This window comes from Paenibacillus sp. J22FR83, from assembly GCF_059691955.1.
In genome coordinates this window covers 66,806-81,179 of sequence record NZ_JCAUAM010000005.1, presented here as the reverse complement: position 1 = coordinate 81,179, position 14,374 = coordinate 66,806, and the positions used below count along the sequence as shown (strand labels likewise).

The 14,374-nt window shown below is 38.9% G+C and carries 22 protein-coding genes; 2 read left to right on the top strand and 20 right to left on the bottom strand.

All coding sequences use genetic code 11. From position 1 onward, the window contains the following. Positions 1–3: 3 nt before the first annotated feature. The 5 genes from AC58PV_RS10780 to AC58PV_RS10760 all read right to left on the bottom strand — a co-directional run bounded on the left by AC58PV_RS10780 (position 4) and on the right by AC58PV_RS10760 (position 2,817). Positions 4–990, bottom strand: a complete 987-nt coding sequence (locus AC58PV_RS10780; protein ID WP_497432247.1) for a hypothetical protein — start codon at positions 988–990, stop codon at positions 4–6. 302 nt (positions 991–1,292) lie between these two features. After that, positions 1,293–1,460, bottom strand: a complete 168-nt coding sequence (locus AC58PV_RS10775; protein WP_497432246.1) for a DUF5659 domain-containing protein — start codon at positions 1,458–1,460, stop codon at positions 1,293–1,295. Between the two features lie 485 nt (positions 1,461–1,945). Next, positions 1,946–2,101: a hypothetical protein gene (locus AC58PV_RS10770; protein ID WP_497432245.1), complete on the bottom strand. Its 156-nt coding sequence runs from the start codon at positions 2,099–2,101 to the stop codon at positions 1,946–1,948. Then, positions 2,089–2,475 (bottom strand): type II toxin-antitoxin system PemK/MazF family toxin, encoded by a 387-nt coding sequence (locus tag AC58PV_RS10765; RefSeq protein ID WP_497432522.1) that lies wholly within the window; start codon positions 2,473–2,475, stop codon positions 2,089–2,091. Before AC58PV_RS10765 ends, AC58PV_RS10770 begins: the two co-directional genes overlap by 13 nt. 108 nt (positions 2,476–2,583) lie before the next feature. Continuing rightward, on the bottom strand, positions 2,584–2,817 hold the full coding sequence (locus AC58PV_RS10760) for a hypothetical protein (protein ID WP_497432244.1): 234 nt from the start codon (positions 2,815–2,817) through the stop codon (positions 2,584–2,586). Positions 2,818–2,944: 127 nt separating this feature from the next. Here AC58PV_RS10760 and AC58PV_RS10755 point away from each other — a divergent pair, with 127 nt between their 5' ends. Beyond that, complete coding sequence (locus AC58PV_RS10755; protein WP_497432243.1) at positions 2,945–3,175, top strand: helix-turn-helix domain-containing protein; 231 nt, start codon at positions 2,945–2,947, stop codon at positions 3,173–3,175. Between the two features lie 25 nt (positions 3,176–3,200). On the opposite strand, the gene AC58PV_RS10750 is transcribed toward AC58PV_RS10755, so the two are convergent. The 10 genes from AC58PV_RS10750 to AC58PV_RS10705 all read right to left on the bottom strand — a co-directional run bounded on the left by AC58PV_RS10750 (position 3,201) and on the right by AC58PV_RS10705 (position 8,574). Continuing rightward, positions 3,201–3,410 (bottom strand): hypothetical protein, encoded by a 210-nt coding sequence (locus tag AC58PV_RS10750; RefSeq protein ID WP_497432242.1) that lies wholly within the window; start codon positions 3,408–3,410, stop codon positions 3,201–3,203. 178 nt (positions 3,411–3,588) lie between these two features. Then, entirely contained in the window at positions 3,589–3,762 is a 174-nt protein-coding gene (locus AC58PV_RS10745; RefSeq protein ID WP_497432241.1) for a hypothetical protein, read from the bottom strand. Between the two features lie 122 nt (positions 3,763–3,884). After that, positions 3,885–4,139, bottom strand: a complete 255-nt coding sequence (locus AC58PV_RS10740; RefSeq protein WP_497432240.1) for a hypothetical protein — start codon at positions 4,137–4,139, stop codon at positions 3,885–3,887. Positions 4,140–5,231: 1,092 nt separating this feature from the next. Next, positions 5,232–5,711 (bottom strand): hypothetical protein, encoded by a 480-nt coding sequence (locus AC58PV_RS10735; protein ID WP_497432239.1) that lies wholly within the window; start codon positions 5,709–5,711, stop codon positions 5,232–5,234. 24 nt (positions 5,712–5,735) lie between these two features. After that, entirely contained in the window at positions 5,736–6,263 is a 528-nt protein-coding gene (locus tag AC58PV_RS10730) for a hypothetical protein (RefSeq protein WP_497432238.1), read from the bottom strand. A 79-nt stretch (positions 6,264–6,342) separates the two neighbouring features. Next, positions 6,343–6,513 carry a hypothetical protein gene (locus AC58PV_RS10725; RefSeq protein WP_497432237.1) on the bottom strand — a complete coding sequence of 57 codons (171 nt, stop codon included), beginning with the start codon at positions 6,511–6,513 and terminating at the stop codon, positions 6,343–6,345. 65 nt (positions 6,514–6,578) lie between these two features. Then, positions 6,579–6,989: a hypothetical protein gene (locus tag AC58PV_RS10720; protein WP_497432236.1), complete on the bottom strand. Its 411-nt coding sequence runs from the start codon at positions 6,987–6,989 to the stop codon at positions 6,579–6,581. 22 nt (positions 6,990–7,011) lie between these two features. Next, positions 7,012–7,632, bottom strand: coding sequence for a hypothetical protein (locus AC58PV_RS10715; protein ID WP_497432235.1), 621 nt, complete (start codon positions 7,630–7,632; stop codon positions 7,012–7,014). 39 nt (positions 7,633–7,671) lie between these two features. Beyond that, positions 7,672–8,259: a DUF2441 domain-containing protein gene (locus AC58PV_RS10710; RefSeq protein WP_497432234.1), complete on the bottom strand. Its 588-nt coding sequence runs from the start codon at positions 8,257–8,259 to the stop codon at positions 7,672–7,674. A 45-nt stretch (positions 8,260–8,304) separates the two neighbouring features. Further along, on the bottom strand, positions 8,305–8,574 hold the full coding sequence (locus AC58PV_RS10705) for a hypothetical protein (RefSeq protein WP_497432233.1): 270 nt from the start codon (positions 8,572–8,574) through the stop codon (positions 8,305–8,307). Positions 8,575–9,147: 573 nt separating this feature from the next. Between AC58PV_RS10705 and AC58PV_RS10700 the strand changes: the two genes are divergently transcribed. Continuing rightward, on the top strand, positions 9,148–10,065 hold the full coding sequence (locus AC58PV_RS10700; RefSeq protein WP_497432232.1) for a YifB family Mg chelatase-like AAA ATPase: 918 nt from the start codon (positions 9,148–9,150) through the stop codon (positions 10,063–10,065). 67 nt (positions 10,066–10,132) lie between these two features. Here the strand turns inward: AC58PV_RS10700 and AC58PV_RS10695 are convergent, their stop codons facing one another. From AC58PV_RS10695 to ylqF, 5 genes are all read right to left on the bottom strand, one after another. Then, complete coding sequence (locus tag AC58PV_RS10695; RefSeq protein WP_497432231.1) at positions 10,133–10,513, bottom strand: YraN family protein; 381 nt, start codon at positions 10,511–10,513, stop codon at positions 10,133–10,135. Further along, on the bottom strand, positions 10,510–10,827 hold the full coding sequence (locus AC58PV_RS10690; protein WP_497432230.1) for an EscU/YscU/HrcU family type III secretion system export apparatus switch protein: 318 nt from the start codon (positions 10,825–10,827) through the stop codon (positions 10,510–10,512). The genes AC58PV_RS10695 and AC58PV_RS10690 overlap by 4 nt, the downstream gene beginning before the upstream one ends. Beyond that, on the bottom strand, positions 10,824–12,659 hold the full coding sequence (locus tag AC58PV_RS10685; RefSeq protein WP_497432229.1) for a TP0910 N-terminal domain-containing protein: 1,836 nt from the start codon (positions 12,657–12,659) through the stop codon (positions 10,824–10,826). The genes AC58PV_RS10690 and AC58PV_RS10685 overlap by 4 nt, the downstream gene beginning before the upstream one ends. A gap of 60 nt (positions 12,660–12,719) precedes the next feature. After that, entirely contained in the window at positions 12,720–13,418 is a 699-nt protein-coding gene (gene rnhB, locus AC58PV_RS10680) for a ribonuclease HII (protein WP_497432228.1), read from the bottom strand. Between the two features lie 85 nt (positions 13,419–13,503). Continuing rightward, positions 13,504–14,367 carry a ribosome biogenesis GTPase YlqF gene (gene ylqF / locus AC58PV_RS10675; RefSeq protein ID WP_497432227.1) on the bottom strand — a complete coding sequence of 288 codons (864 nt, stop codon included), beginning with the start codon at positions 14,365–14,367 and terminating at the stop codon, positions 13,504–13,506. Positions 14,368–14,374 lie beyond the last annotated feature (7 nt).

The following is a 14,374-nucleotide window of genomic DNA, read 5'->3' as shown; positions in this document are numbered from 1 at the left end:
TAATTAAATAGCCTCCGCTTCATTTTCATCTTCACGAGTGTCATCTAAGTACTGTTGTTCCCACTGCTCAAAGTCATAAGGAAGTTCGATATTATCCCTCATTGCTTCAATTGCTCTGTCCAATTTATAAATAAAAGTAGTTGCTACTTTCTCGTCCTTCGCCAAACGATAGTAGAAATAATCATCATACTCCAACTCTTCAAGCGCACCACTGTATGGATTACGTTTACCCCAATTTGAATCACGGAGATGTTCCCTCAGCTCTTTAACAGTCATGTCATCACCCCAATGTGTGTTAGACTTGACTAATTCAGTATCTTTCCTGAATGCAGCTTTCTTAATCGCTTTGTTTTCAATGTGCTTAACATAACTTCTCTTCAAATCCTCGGTTATGTATTTAGAGCTAATGTATGTATTCTCATCCTGTCTCGGACTGCCTTCATGTCTGTCGCCACTAAACCGATAAATGAGCTTACCATCCATCTCATTAACGACTTCCTGTATTACTGACACTGAATGATTCTTACAACTATTGAAGTAATTACACTTATCTGAAATAATGGAATAGCTTAATCTGTTACCACGCTGGTATCTATTCGCATCGGCATAAATATAAAACTTTAACTTTGCCTTGGTTAAATCTTCCCTTAACAACTCATCTAAAATTGAACTATCTATGCCGCTATAGTCTTCCTTTAAATTGAGGATTACTCCAGTAATCAAATCGTCGTACTCTGTAAACTCAGTAACATTTGATTGGATATATTGCTTCTGTTCCAGAGAAACGAGTATCTCTCTAACGTGAGTTTTATTTCTCCGATCTCGACCACTCTGAAATTTGAACACTGCGCTAATCAAATCAATGCTAGTGACAAATATTGAATCTGCGTTATGATACTTATGTAACCAAGCAAATACAATCGTCTCATCGGGTGACAACTTCCTCTCACCTTCAATAAATAAAGCAACGTTTGGAATCCTAATAATCATGTATAATGAATAACCTCTTTCTGAATTTTAAATTTAAATATTAGACAATAAATAATCCTGTTCAAGGCTGGTTTTGACCTTCGAGCGATAGCGACCAATTCAGTCACCTTACCCTTTGGCTATTAAAGTATTAATTTATTTAAATCTTTCTATAAAGATACTGTCTTGGTGCCACAGGCTAGAAAACGTCCAAGATGTTGCTATAATGTTGGACGAAAGCGTCCAAGATGTTAAAAAATGTTGGACAAAAGCGTCCATGATTATTTTCTAATAAATAATGTTGGACGAAAGCGTCCAAGATGTTAAATTTTACTGATAGCTTCCATTAGTTGCTGTAGTCTAGGTGTGTTCACGAATTTAAACACAATTTTGTTCGGATCATCCAGTTTCCGAGTTGTTTGGATGTATATGACTCCATTAAACATGAGCCATCCTGCCATACGAGCAGAATGAACAGTTACAATATCCATTTGATATTCCTTTCCCATTAAAATTTCACTTTTATAAGGTTTTGCTTTACAGATGTTAAGTAGGATGGTATTCTAATAAAAGAAAAGTTTTAAACACACTAAATCCCTCATCGCCAAATGAGGTAAACTGGTATCAAGTTTTCAAGGAACAGGAAACACAACCTCCTTTTTTACATAATAAAATATGAGGCTCAAAATTCAAGTACAGTTAATTATACTGTGCAATTTTTGCATTCAGCCCAAAAATCGAGTCTCCGCTACTATCTTCACATGCTTTTCAAAATCCGTCAACAAAATATTTATACTGTATCTCTAGTACCTGTTTACAAAGGAATTCCTTAATCAAATCGTACCACTCACCAAACCATCAGTAAATATACACTTACACGCTATAACTGACACTTGATTTTACGATTTATTTATGCTTTGACTCTTATTTTCTTCCTCCAGACATCCTTCGCACTAGTTAGTTACATCCCCTACCACTATCTAACGAGCATGAAGCGATAAGAACCCATCTGCAAGCGACCGTTTCGCTCGACCTCTTTAATGATGCTATCATGTTCCAGCAGACCGATTTTGACTAGAAATTGAATAAATGCATCTTTGGTAAACAAGCCTTTGCCTATTACCGCGTACATGTCATCACATCCCTTCTGTAAATGAATTTCTCGTACAGGCCGTTACTTATTAACAATGCAATATCAATTTTATCCATAGTTTCCTTATCTAATGTTGCTACTTTGCGCATAAGTCGGAACTTATCGGCCACCCTCTGCTGCTCACAGGATACGAAACTGTCTCTGTTTAATCCATGGAATTCAGCAGATAAATCTACATGTGTTGGCAGCCGCTTTTTCGATTTAGATGAAGTTATTGGACAAATTTGAACCGTAGGCGAATGACGATTACCTGCCTCACACTGAACTATGACCACAGGCCTCTGAAGTCCTGAATATTCAGACCCCACCGATCCCGATAGGTCGCATATAAAAACGTCTCCTCTTCGATACATCTGATCCATTTTTCATCACCTTTGTTTTAGAATTTTATACCACCTCACTCCCCAATTTTGAGGAGTAAACGCATCAGGCTTAAAGTCTTTTTAGAGTCGCCTGAGCAACTACACTAGTTTAAGTCTTACTTTGTTGTCATAAGTCCAAATATTACTATGTATAAATTCCGCCAAATTCCAACTAAAGTATCTAAAAAAACCTTGTGCATCCTCTTCGGTGTACTGTTGTTCGACGCATTCACAGGCAGATTGTTGTTCCTCATCGATCTCACCAGTGTTTTTGTCAATCTCGGCTGTTTCTTGAAGCAACTTGAGCAATCCTGCTTTTGTATTTTCGAACATTCGTCATCACTCCTTCAATTTCTTTAACTTTCTAAAGTTATTCTATACTTTATAAAAGATTATGTCAAGAAGAATATCTTTTACTTTTTAAAGAAATAACCTATAATTGGATTAAGGGAGGTGTTGTATGGGTTTTTCGTATAAACCGCTATGGAAAATACTAGTTGATAAGAATAAAACTAAAGAAGAGTTGAGATTGGCAATTAAGACATCATCAGCTACAATTGCAAAAATGGGCAAAGGTGAATTCGTATCAATGGAAGTACTGGATAAGATTTGTAACACTTATAATGTCAAAATTGAGGACGTTATTGAACATATACCAACAGATACCAAAGAAAAAGCACCCGACAAATGATCAGGTGCTTTCTTCATTCTGAACCTTAGTAACTAACACTTTCGTAACATTGTACTACTTTTTCTCCAAATAACTTTATTTCTTCTGCGCTAGGATTAGTCTTCATAAATTCCTCAAAGATTCTGGCACCTTCTAATTTAATCTTAACCTGTATATCATCAATAAAAAAAATGTGGTAACCTTCTTCATCGGGTACAATACGATCAGGCCTACCTCTCTTTTTATTCTCTTCCATCAGTCACCTCCAAAAGTAAGTATAGGAAAATCACTTTCATGTTTTCTCCTATAAATATCATCCACACCTAATCACTCAGGTGTCTTTTTTAAAACAGTAAGAATTTTGTTAATATAATTCTGAATTACGAATTTAAAGTCGCCTATCACACTTATTATGACTTTAATACACGTTGATTCTATTTTCTAATTTCTGTTAAAACTTTATTAATTATGTAATCTTTTAATTCAAATTTATTTAAATATGTTTCATTTTCTATTGGGAGTAATCTGCATCCTTTAAAGTATTCATGATCAGCATATTTGAGTTTTTGTTGTTCTGCAACTTCGTTCTTAGTTTGGCTATACTCCATCAAACCACCTCACAACAAGTATAGGACAGAAGCCACAATGTTAAACCTCTATTGAGTGAAAATGATTCGGGTAAATGTTGACAAAAAAACTCCTTGTTAGGGAGGTTAGGTTTCATTATCTTTCATCTAAACTTCTTAGACACTGGGATTTTCACAAATATTTCATCCTTACTTTCTTCTATGTTATATTCTTTCTCTACATCGACCACCATTGTTGTATCAGGGTTCAATAATAACTTCGCAGCATTTAATGCAAATTCAATATTCTTATCAGTAAATGTCCCCAGTTCTATAGCTTTGTATGCTATCTCTTCAACCTTAACCAAAAACTCTTTTTCTACTTCGGTCAGCTCTCGGGTTTTGTTTTTCTTCGACATAACATTACGCTCCTTCAATTGTTTAATGAAGCCTAAATTCTAACTCCATTATATTTTGATATGATCCAATTGAAATTCAACCAAGTGTTCTAGGCACAAGCCTAGTCTATCACTCGCAACAGTACATCCAACTGCCCTACACTCACGCTGAAGAGTCTGTTGCTGCTTCATTTCTGATCTCAACTTCGTGGAGCCAGTTCTAAATTGTCTTTGATGATGTTTTGAACATAGTCCTTTTGCTTTAACTGGATTCCCACAGTTATCCGTAGTGCATATTGAGTTATCATGAATTATCTTTATCCGCGCTATCGTAGGCACATCCAATCTAATAAATAATTCATTTTATTTGAAATTAATCAAATATGAATATACAAGCATATACAAAAGACAAAAACATACGATGTACATTAGTATAAAGATACTGGTTACTTTAATTCTATTTACAGGTTTAATCTTTTTCGATCTCCGCACTACGTCAGAAACTATGGATTCATTTAAATCGCTTAAGTTAATTCGGATTTTTTTGATTAAACTTTTCCTCCTCAATTTAAAGATTATTAAAGAATATGTAAATTCAAAAAACCAACAGAAGATGTAATCAGAATAGGATGGTTTTAAATACACAACTCTATCTCTCAATTTTGATGGGATTTTATTTTCGTCTATATGACTGCTTACTATCTCAACGTTAATTTTTTCATTACTAGTGTCTTTGATTGCTGCGAATAAAATTCGATAAGAAGATTCGATCATCTTCTTTGGGTGATTACTCTTTCTTTTCGGTATTGGAGTGTGAATTTCGTAATATCTGTTTTTTTCTCCATTAACCATTTTAGTGTAGTAATATTCTGAATAAGGATTTCTGAGATAAATCCAATTATACCTAATCATCGAAATTATGAGCCCTAACAGTCCCACAACTATAATAAAATAAGATATAGTAATAATCGATAATTGCAAGTTATAGCTTGAAAAAAGTCGAGATGTTTGTAAAATTATTAATCCAAATAAAATAAGTGATGCATTCCTAAACAATGAATTATATAAACTGATGTTTATCACTCCTGTTGTGAATGATTTAAAAGAATTGTTTTATTTGCATTCTGTTTTCTTATGCTTATCTACAAATTTCTGTAGTGATTCCAAGACCTTTTCTGCATCATTAATACCTAAATACATGCTCATTTCGTTATATAGAAGATTATTACGCTTAGACACACCAAAACTCTCCAAACAAAAGATAGAATTTTCATCGTGATAAACTTCAAAAACTGACTCGTAAGTGTCTCTCATTTCGTGCCTTATTAACAAATAATCTTCAACTCCACGTCTCTTTCTTGTAAACTCATCTAATGGAGCTTTTCTACGTTCACCAAAGCGTTCCTCATGTTTCATTTCGGAGTAATTTTGAATTTGCTCTGAAATAAATGCAAGTGTCTTTCCATCAATTTCTTCACCACGATTATTAGTTATCTTAGTACTCCATGTATTTGGCTCAAATAATATATTCCAATTTGAAGTAGTTAGCACTTTGATTTGTTCTTTAAATAATAATTTAATGTCTCTATTCAATTCTTTCTCCCCCCTATGAAAGTATTATTTTATATTCAAGTCATTAAATCCGAACATGTGTTTAGCTTTGATTTCCACCAATGTCTTCTTATTTGCATCTTTGTCTAAATCTTCTATAAACTCAGATACACCAAATCTAAAACTAGATAAAAGGTTTTCTATTTCCAAAGCAATTGCATTTCCATCCCGAAAAAATTTCAAAGATTCCTTCAAATCCTCATGTAAAAGCGGATTCCCCCATGAATAAACTATAGGATCTGCTTGCCCTTTCCGTGACATATTCGATTCTGCTGCTAGTGAATGAACTACAGCACATCTTGCAGCGTACAGATCTTCACCTCTACACTTGACCGAAAGTCGGGGAATTAGATACTTCTCAGTCCAAGAAATAAAGTCTTTCTTTTGAACATCTTTGTTTTCACCGACAGTTAGTGATGCCACAATGTCAATTCCGCTATATATTAATATCAAGGAAGGAGTAATTAATTTATTTTCAATACATAATTCTACAGATCTAATTATCTGATAGAGGTTCTGAAAAACATTTAACATTGGCAAACTCCCTCATAGGTTATTTGTTTTATGTATCCAGAAAGAGTTTTACACCCTTTCTGTAATCCCTTCATCCAATCTACCTAACTCCTTCTAACCAAACATAAATCTCATTCAGATCCACATTGTAAGCCATATCAACAATGGTGTAAGAGAAAGACCCTACATCGACTTTATCTACGAATTTGAGTGCATATAATTGCTCCAATGACATGTCGCGGCAGTTTAAGTTGTCTCCTTCAGGATTCATAAACATAACCTTCAACATAGGAACACCGCTCTTTTCTATTCAAATTGTTGTTTCATTGGATTAACTCATTGAAGTTTTGACATTATCAATTGCATGACTTTTGAAATGTTGCCTATACCATTTTTCTGTACAAAATAACCAAAATCATATGGATGAGGATGTAATCTTTTCTCTGCGACTTCAAAACTATCAATCATATATTCGGTTCCGTCAACAATATCCTTAAAAGCATCCACAAGCAGTCCATGTTCTTCTTTAAAAGATACTGGTGGACTTACAGATAAGACTTCATTTTGGCATTTAAGGTAAGATGCCAACTCTTGTTTAAGATTTATTAAGCGTTTTTCTGGCTCCCATTTTTTATCAGGTTGTTTTTCAACCTCTTTCAGGAACTCTACAGCTGGTTTTGTGGACTCACTGACTCTTTGTAAGACTGAAATAATATAATTTTTGTCTTCCATATTCATTTCTTTCAAGTTAAGCACACTCCTCATAAAATTATCTTTTTATTGCATCATTAATTAAGTCATAAAGCGTTTTTTCGTTACCCTCAAGTACTATATAACTGTGATTGTAGTCCTTGTTAGATTCAATTTTTTCAAGATTGCGTTCTTGGTTACTATTTTCCAATTTGTCAAAAATAAAAGTTACAGTTGGATAAATCTCGGTGCAGTTATCCTTTATATTTGATATTCTGAACAAGTCTTGCGTAATGTTGCTTTTACCAAAGTTAGACATAAGTTTACGGCAATCTTCAGAATCTCTTTCATGCGGTTTCCAGTCAGCCCCACCATATTTGTGCTTAATTGAACAACCTAAAACAACTAACTTAGAATCTGTTGACAGTAATGCCAGATCCAATTGATTTTCTTTGGAGTTACGCCCACTGTCAGAATAATTTGTAACAATTTCAAGATCATTTGAGCCAATAATCCGCAGATAATTTTTAAAAAATATACTAATGAGCAATTCTGTAATTCCTGTTAAATCCCTCGTATGTCCCATATACTTATAACATGCTTCATAGAAATCTCTTTTGTACTTATGCAAGTCATCACAGCTCATCGTTCTGACCTTGCTGCCGATATCATGATACAATTGATCCACAAAATTCAGCATTCAATACTCCACATTCCTTTTTATAAAATTAACCTTTTATTAGACTATTTCTAAAACTCTTGCTGACCCCTCAAATAAATATTCATATCCCTGTTCATCAGAATCATCTCCAGCCCAGTATTTTCTCGCTTGCTCATGATTAATAGCTTGGCTGTCTGTATTGAGTCTAACAAACTTTTCATTGGCTTTATGGATCTTACCAGACAAAGAAAGTTTATAAATTGTTTGACTATTAAGATTTCCTAAAAGCGGTTTCCAATAGTTAATTCCCGCCAAGTCAGTAACAAACAAACAATTAAATCTCGAAGGTAACTCTGGATCTAATCGTAATCTTTCTAATTCAAAAATGTACTCTCTTGTTTTAATAATATATTCCTTCCAAACAATACTCATATTCTTTAAATGTTGTAAATCACTTTGATCCAAATGCTTCTGCTGCAATCTAACGAATTCTTTTTCAAAGTCTAATTCAGGATTCATGTTATAATCCTTGTCGTATCTGCTCTCCATAAATTTATTATGCTTATTTCCAATTTCAATTGTATCTCCAATTTCCCAATTATCGCTTAATCCCCATCTTTTATTTCGTTGAATATGAAAAAATTCAACAGACTTAATCTCATGCATGTCTCACAATGCCTCCCAATGAAACTATCCTTTTATCATAAAAAATTAATCAATAATTGGGTATGCCTCAAAAAGCTTACGTTTAAATTCTTCATTCTCCATTATATAAAGTTCTTTAATTATCTTACCTTCTTTATCCAACACAACAAATTTCCAGTCTTGGTGCACTTCAACATTACACTCATCATACATTCTTAGTTCAAATAAATAGAAATTCACATTATTATATTGATAATGTCCACCATCGAATCCATCCACAGTATCAAAATCAAATACATCAATATCGCAAAATTTTAAAGTTGCTCTCTCTTCCATACTTTTCATTCCTCCTAAGTATTAACTACAGAATAAATTATTTTTATTATTACTGTTCAATCACATACACCTAACCAACATTCAAGAACCTATTCCTTAATCTGACATCCTCTATGTTCTTTAATTATCTCTACCTTCTTGTAAATGGACAACAAGAATGCAACCAATCTCCTTGGTACACTTTTATGTAATAAGTGAAATGAAAGTCAGTATTTACTAACTACCAAAACAAATTTAGATAAAACAACCCTTGATACGGTTACATATATCATCTAGAGAATATAGTGCATTAGGACTATTTTACATGTGCTGAACTATGGAAGGCAATACAATTATTCCCTGTGAAATTAGGAGTTTAATTGGCTTGCATGGATATTGAAGGGTAAGATGATACTAGTTGAGTGGATTTACTACTGAAACCTGTTAGAGGGTCTTCTGATGAGTTTTATGAGGTGTTGAGAGATAATGCAACGTAAAATGATCCCAACTGTTGTAAGTTGAAATGATTTATGAGTTACACTATACTATATCTAGTATAAAATCATATAACTACCCCTATATACCTGCTTGGTAATGTCACATATTAGGCTTCTCCTTGGTCCACCAGGCACTGGGAAAACGATGCTTATCAAACGCTTGCCTTCTATACTTCCCCCTTTAACAGACCGAGAAGCACTCGAAGTTACGAAGATTTACAGTGCTTCTGGCAAGTTGACAGACCATTCCACATTGATGCGTGCAAGAACATTCCGCGCTCCACACCACTCCATCTCAGCTGCCGGTCTCGTCGGTGGCGGAAGCATCCCCAAACCCGGTGAAGTGAGTTTATCTCATCGTGGTATTCTCTTCTTAGACGAGCTCCCGGAGTTTACACGTAATGCGCTTGAGGTACTCAGGCAGCCCCTTGAAGATCGTTACGTCATGATTGCCAGAGCAAGGGCTGTGTACACGTTTCCGTCCCATTTTATATTAGCCGCAGCTATGAATCCTTGCCCTTGCGGTTATTATGGTGCTGAAACAGAAACAAACGCTTGCATTTGCAGCCCCGCTAAGATCGTTCATTATCGTTCCAAAATTTCAGGGCCACTTCTCGATCGCATTGATCTCCATGTTGAAGTCCCTAAACCTAGCTATGCGCAACTGAAAGACAATACTTCTAATTTATCCTCTAGTGAAATGCGAGCTAGGGTCTTGCATGCTCATATGCGTCAGCAGCAACGTTATGCAGGCACAGATATTCAGCATAATAATGAATTGAGTGGAAGATTAATGCGCGACATCTGTCAATTAACACCTGAATGTGATCAGCTTCTTCGCATTTCATTCGACGCATTGGGATTAAGCGCACGCGCACATGATCGAATTTTGCGGCTTGCGCTCACCATATCGGATTTAGATGGTTGTGATGATATTCTTCCTGCTCATCTTGCAGAAGCCATCCAATATCGGAATTTAGATAAAAACCAGCGCATCGATGAAATTGTGATCTAAATGGATTGAGACTTCGTGTCTCGCTAAATGCGAAAAGCCCTTTGACATGTCATCAGATTACTGACTGTCAAAAGGCTTCTTGTATGTGTACGATCTTCGGTTCTGTATGTAGATCAATCATTTCAATGGTAATGACATCGAATTGTATGGGTTGCTCGTATTTATGAAAGCGATGCATATACACTTGTGCAATTTCTCGAACCTTCGCTTGTTTACGGTAGTCTACCGATTCTTTGGCGGTACCGAATCGGTTAGACGGACGCCTCGTTCGCACCTCAATAAAAATGAGCTTATTTGCGTTCTCTGCAATGATATCAATCTCACCTGAACGACAGCGCCAATTCCGCGCAACAATTTGATACGCTTGCTCGACCAAATAATTGCATGCCAGGTCTTCACCTTGTTTTCCCAGCATTTTACGATCATCTTTATGCATGTTGTTCATCATTCTAAGCCTCGCGTAGGCTTCATCCGTTGATCAGAACGATATATGAAACTTAGCACCTCGGCCACTAATTGATAAAGCTCTGGCGGTATTTCTTGATCCAAATCAAGTTTGGAGAGTACTTCAACTAAGGATTTATCCTCTTGAATCGGAATACCGCTGTCCTTCGCCTTTTGCAAAATGGCTTCAGCTACATGCCCTTTCCCTTTGGCAATGAGGGTCGGAGCTTTCTGTGATTCAGGTGAATAGCGCAGGGCTACTGCCTTCTTAATCGGATTAAGCCCTGTTTCCTCAGGTGTTTTCTTGGAGGGACTCATGCGCGAACATCAACCCCTTTATATGTCCTAGGACGATAAAGCTCACTTAAATCTACACGTCCATCCAAAGCACCCATTCTAGCCCCTCCGTCCTTACCGTCTTGAATTTCTAGCGGTTTGGGATATGGAGAGCATTTTAACGAAATAAACTGATAACCCACACTATTCATGGCAGTGGCAATCTCATCTTTGGATGACTCCATCAGCATAGCTAGAGCCGGATGGTCATTGTGAATCGTTAACGAAACAATTTTGTTCACTACTTGAACATCCAGTAATGTATTTCCCATGACCTTCATCTGAAGATCAAATAAGAGTCGACAGTTGCTAGCATCTACTTCCCCACGGCTCCCTTTGCGGGATTGAATATGAATAGCTGCTGTTTGTTGACCTGTGCTGTCCAGAAATGGCACAAACATCGTCATTTGGGTAAACATGGCGTTCTTATCATTCGTCAGCATAAGCTGCTGGCCCGTAATTTGACTAACCGCTTGCTGTGCCGCTTCTTTCAGCGGCGCAGGCGTATCGTCAGATGCTGTAAGTTGAAGCAATAGGCTTTTCAAGGTTTCTGTAGCTGGCTTCGCGATATCGCCTTGTTGCTCAGGTGTGTTGGTGCTTATGATTGAAAAAGAGCTATCCGTCGCTTGTTGGCGCACCGAAACAGGATTGCCGCGCTCGTCTAGCTTGGCGGCGACATGCGTTTCATGCTCGACGCCAACGGCTTTGAGCATCTTGCTGATCCAGTTCGTTTCTACTGGATCAGCTTGCGCTTGCGGAGGCGCTGCTTCGCCACGCGCCACTGTAGGAGCAAGCCCGCCCTCCTGCTTCGCAGGAGGGGCTTGTACAGGCACCGGCGAACCCGCTTGCAGCGGTTCGCCGCCTTGCCTCACAGGCTCAGCGCTGGGCGCCTGAGCCGCGTGAGCGTCGGCCGCCGGCTTCGCCGAGGCGGCCACAGTCGCCGCGCCAGCAGTTGGCGGCGCGGGAGGGGCTTCGCCCGCTGCTGCCGCGGCGGGCGGGGCTGCAATGGCAGCGGCCGCAGGCTCGCTGCCACGCGTCACAGCACCAGCCTGCGCAGCAGCTGGTGCAGACGAACCTGCCTGCGGCGGCGCAGCCGCAGGCTCATCCGCGGCGGAGGCTGGCGCAGCCGGCTCCGCAGGCCGTACAGCTGCGGCGGTAGCCCGCAGCTCCTTGAGCAGCGACACAACCTGCTTGGCGGTATCTGCCGCAGGGTGTGTCGGGTCTTGCTCAAGCAGCGCGTTCGCTTGCTGCTCGAGCTGCTCTAACACCTGGCCCGCCGCCGGGCCGGTCGTCACTTGTTTGATGGCATCCACGGTCGCAGGGGTAAGCGGCAACCCTTTTTTCGATGTGAGGATAGCCGCTTGCAGCCATTCTTCTTGATTCACGCCCTTTGGCATCTCACGCATCACAGACTCAAATGCTTTCACATTTTCCTTAGACACTGGAATGCCTTCTTGCTGTATGTGCTGAACCATTTGACGATTGACTGCTGTATCTTTAATCTCAAATGCTTTCAAAAGCTCGCCTAGCGAATCATCCGCAATCTGTACGTCCGAAGCAAGCAGCGGTTTCAAAATAATTTGACCGCCTTTAGATTCCGGTTGAACCTGCAACATGGTAACATCACCTTGTTTAAGCGGAGTTTCCAACTTTGCACGAACCTGCGTTCCACCTATATTTAATAATGCTTCTTGGTCACTCAGAAGCTGAAGCACGACACCTTTGATAATTTGTCCAACTTTTAATTCGAGCGTCTTCGAATCGGCAGCTGTCAAATCGCCGACCAAATTACGAATTAATCCACTTATATTCACACAGCTCACCTCAAATCTGATTACACATATGTATATTATCGGCGTCTCCAGCCATTTTCGTTATATGAAATCAAATAGCAGTTGTTCCGTCTGCGCTTCATTCTCTTGCGCATCCAGCTGCGCCATAATTTTACGGATAAATAATTTCCTATGTAACGGCGTCGGCCCATATTTCAAAAGCATCTCACGATGGTGCTTGGTTGCATACCCCTTATGTACGGCAATTCCATACTCTGGATAAAGCTCGTCCCATTCCGCACACATACGATCTCTCGTCACTTTGGCGATAATGGAAGCAGCTGCGATGGATTGACTTAACACATCTCCATGAATAATAGCCGATTGAGGTAGATCTATGTCCACATTTTCAGCATCAACTAGCAAATAATCTGGTGCTTGATCCAGTTTCTCAACCGCTTGCTTCATAGCAAGTCTGGATGCCTGTTTAATATTCCATATTTCTATGCCTTCCACATCAACAATGCCAACCCCCACCGAAATTGCCTCATTCATGATCTGATCAAAAAGCAGTTCGCGTTTCTTCTCCGATAATTTCTTGGAATCATTAACCCCTTCAAGAACATGTCCCATCGGAAGAATAACAGCCGCAGCTACGACATCTCCAAACAAACAGCCACGCCCAACTTCATCAATACCTGCTATCGCAGTAAAACCTTGTTGCCATATGTCTTTCTCATGATCTAGCACTTGTTCCGCCCCTTCCTGTGCCTTCATTATATAAGATCGACACTTCGTCAAGCCACACCCATTTTTTACAACTTTAACCCTATACCAAAAAGAAAAACCCAAGGCTCAGCCCCAGGTTCTTCCTGATTCATTATCATCAATATGGTTTTTCTAACGAGATACGACCCATTTTCCCTGCTCTTAGATCACGAATAATAATAAGGGAAGCTTTGTCCAAATCGACTTTCCCCCCGCTTACAATAGCGCCGCGCTTACGCCCAATCGCTTCCATGACCTTCACCATTTCTTGAATGTTATCCATATCTTCCGGTAATTCCTGAACACCAAAGCGTTCCTGAATACCAGCTCCATAATGCTGAACCATATATTTGATGGTAAACAGGGCTACTTCATCTAAATGCAAAAGCTCTTCCTTGATAGCCCCAGTGGCAGCCAAACGCATGCCAACCAACTGATCTTCAAATTTAGGCCACAAAATACCTGGTGTATCGAGCAGATCCATCTCAGTGCCCACCTTGATCCATTGCTGACCTTTGGTCACACCTGGCTTATCACCAGTCGCGGCAATCTTCTTACCTGCCAATTGATTAATCAGTGTAGATTTACCCACATTCGGAATCCCAACGATGAGTGCTCTTATCGCACGGGGATTAATCCCTTTACGCAGCATTGTCTCAATCTTATGAGCCCAAAGTTGTTTCACGCGGGGCAGAATCTCTTTGACATTCGTTCCGTTCGCAGCGTCAATTGGCAAGGCAGGTAAGCCTTGATCTCCAAAATATTTAACCCATTCTGCGGTTACCTGCGGGTCAGCCAGATCGTTCTTATTAAGCAATACCAGACGCGGCTTGCCTTTCAAAATCTCATCAACCATCGGGTTCCGGCTGGATAGCGGGATTCGGGCATCCAAGAGCTCAATCACGACGTCAATCAGCTTAAGCTTATCTTCGATCTGTCTGCGAGCCTTGGTCATGTGACCGGGAAACCATTGAATGGTCATTTCTCTT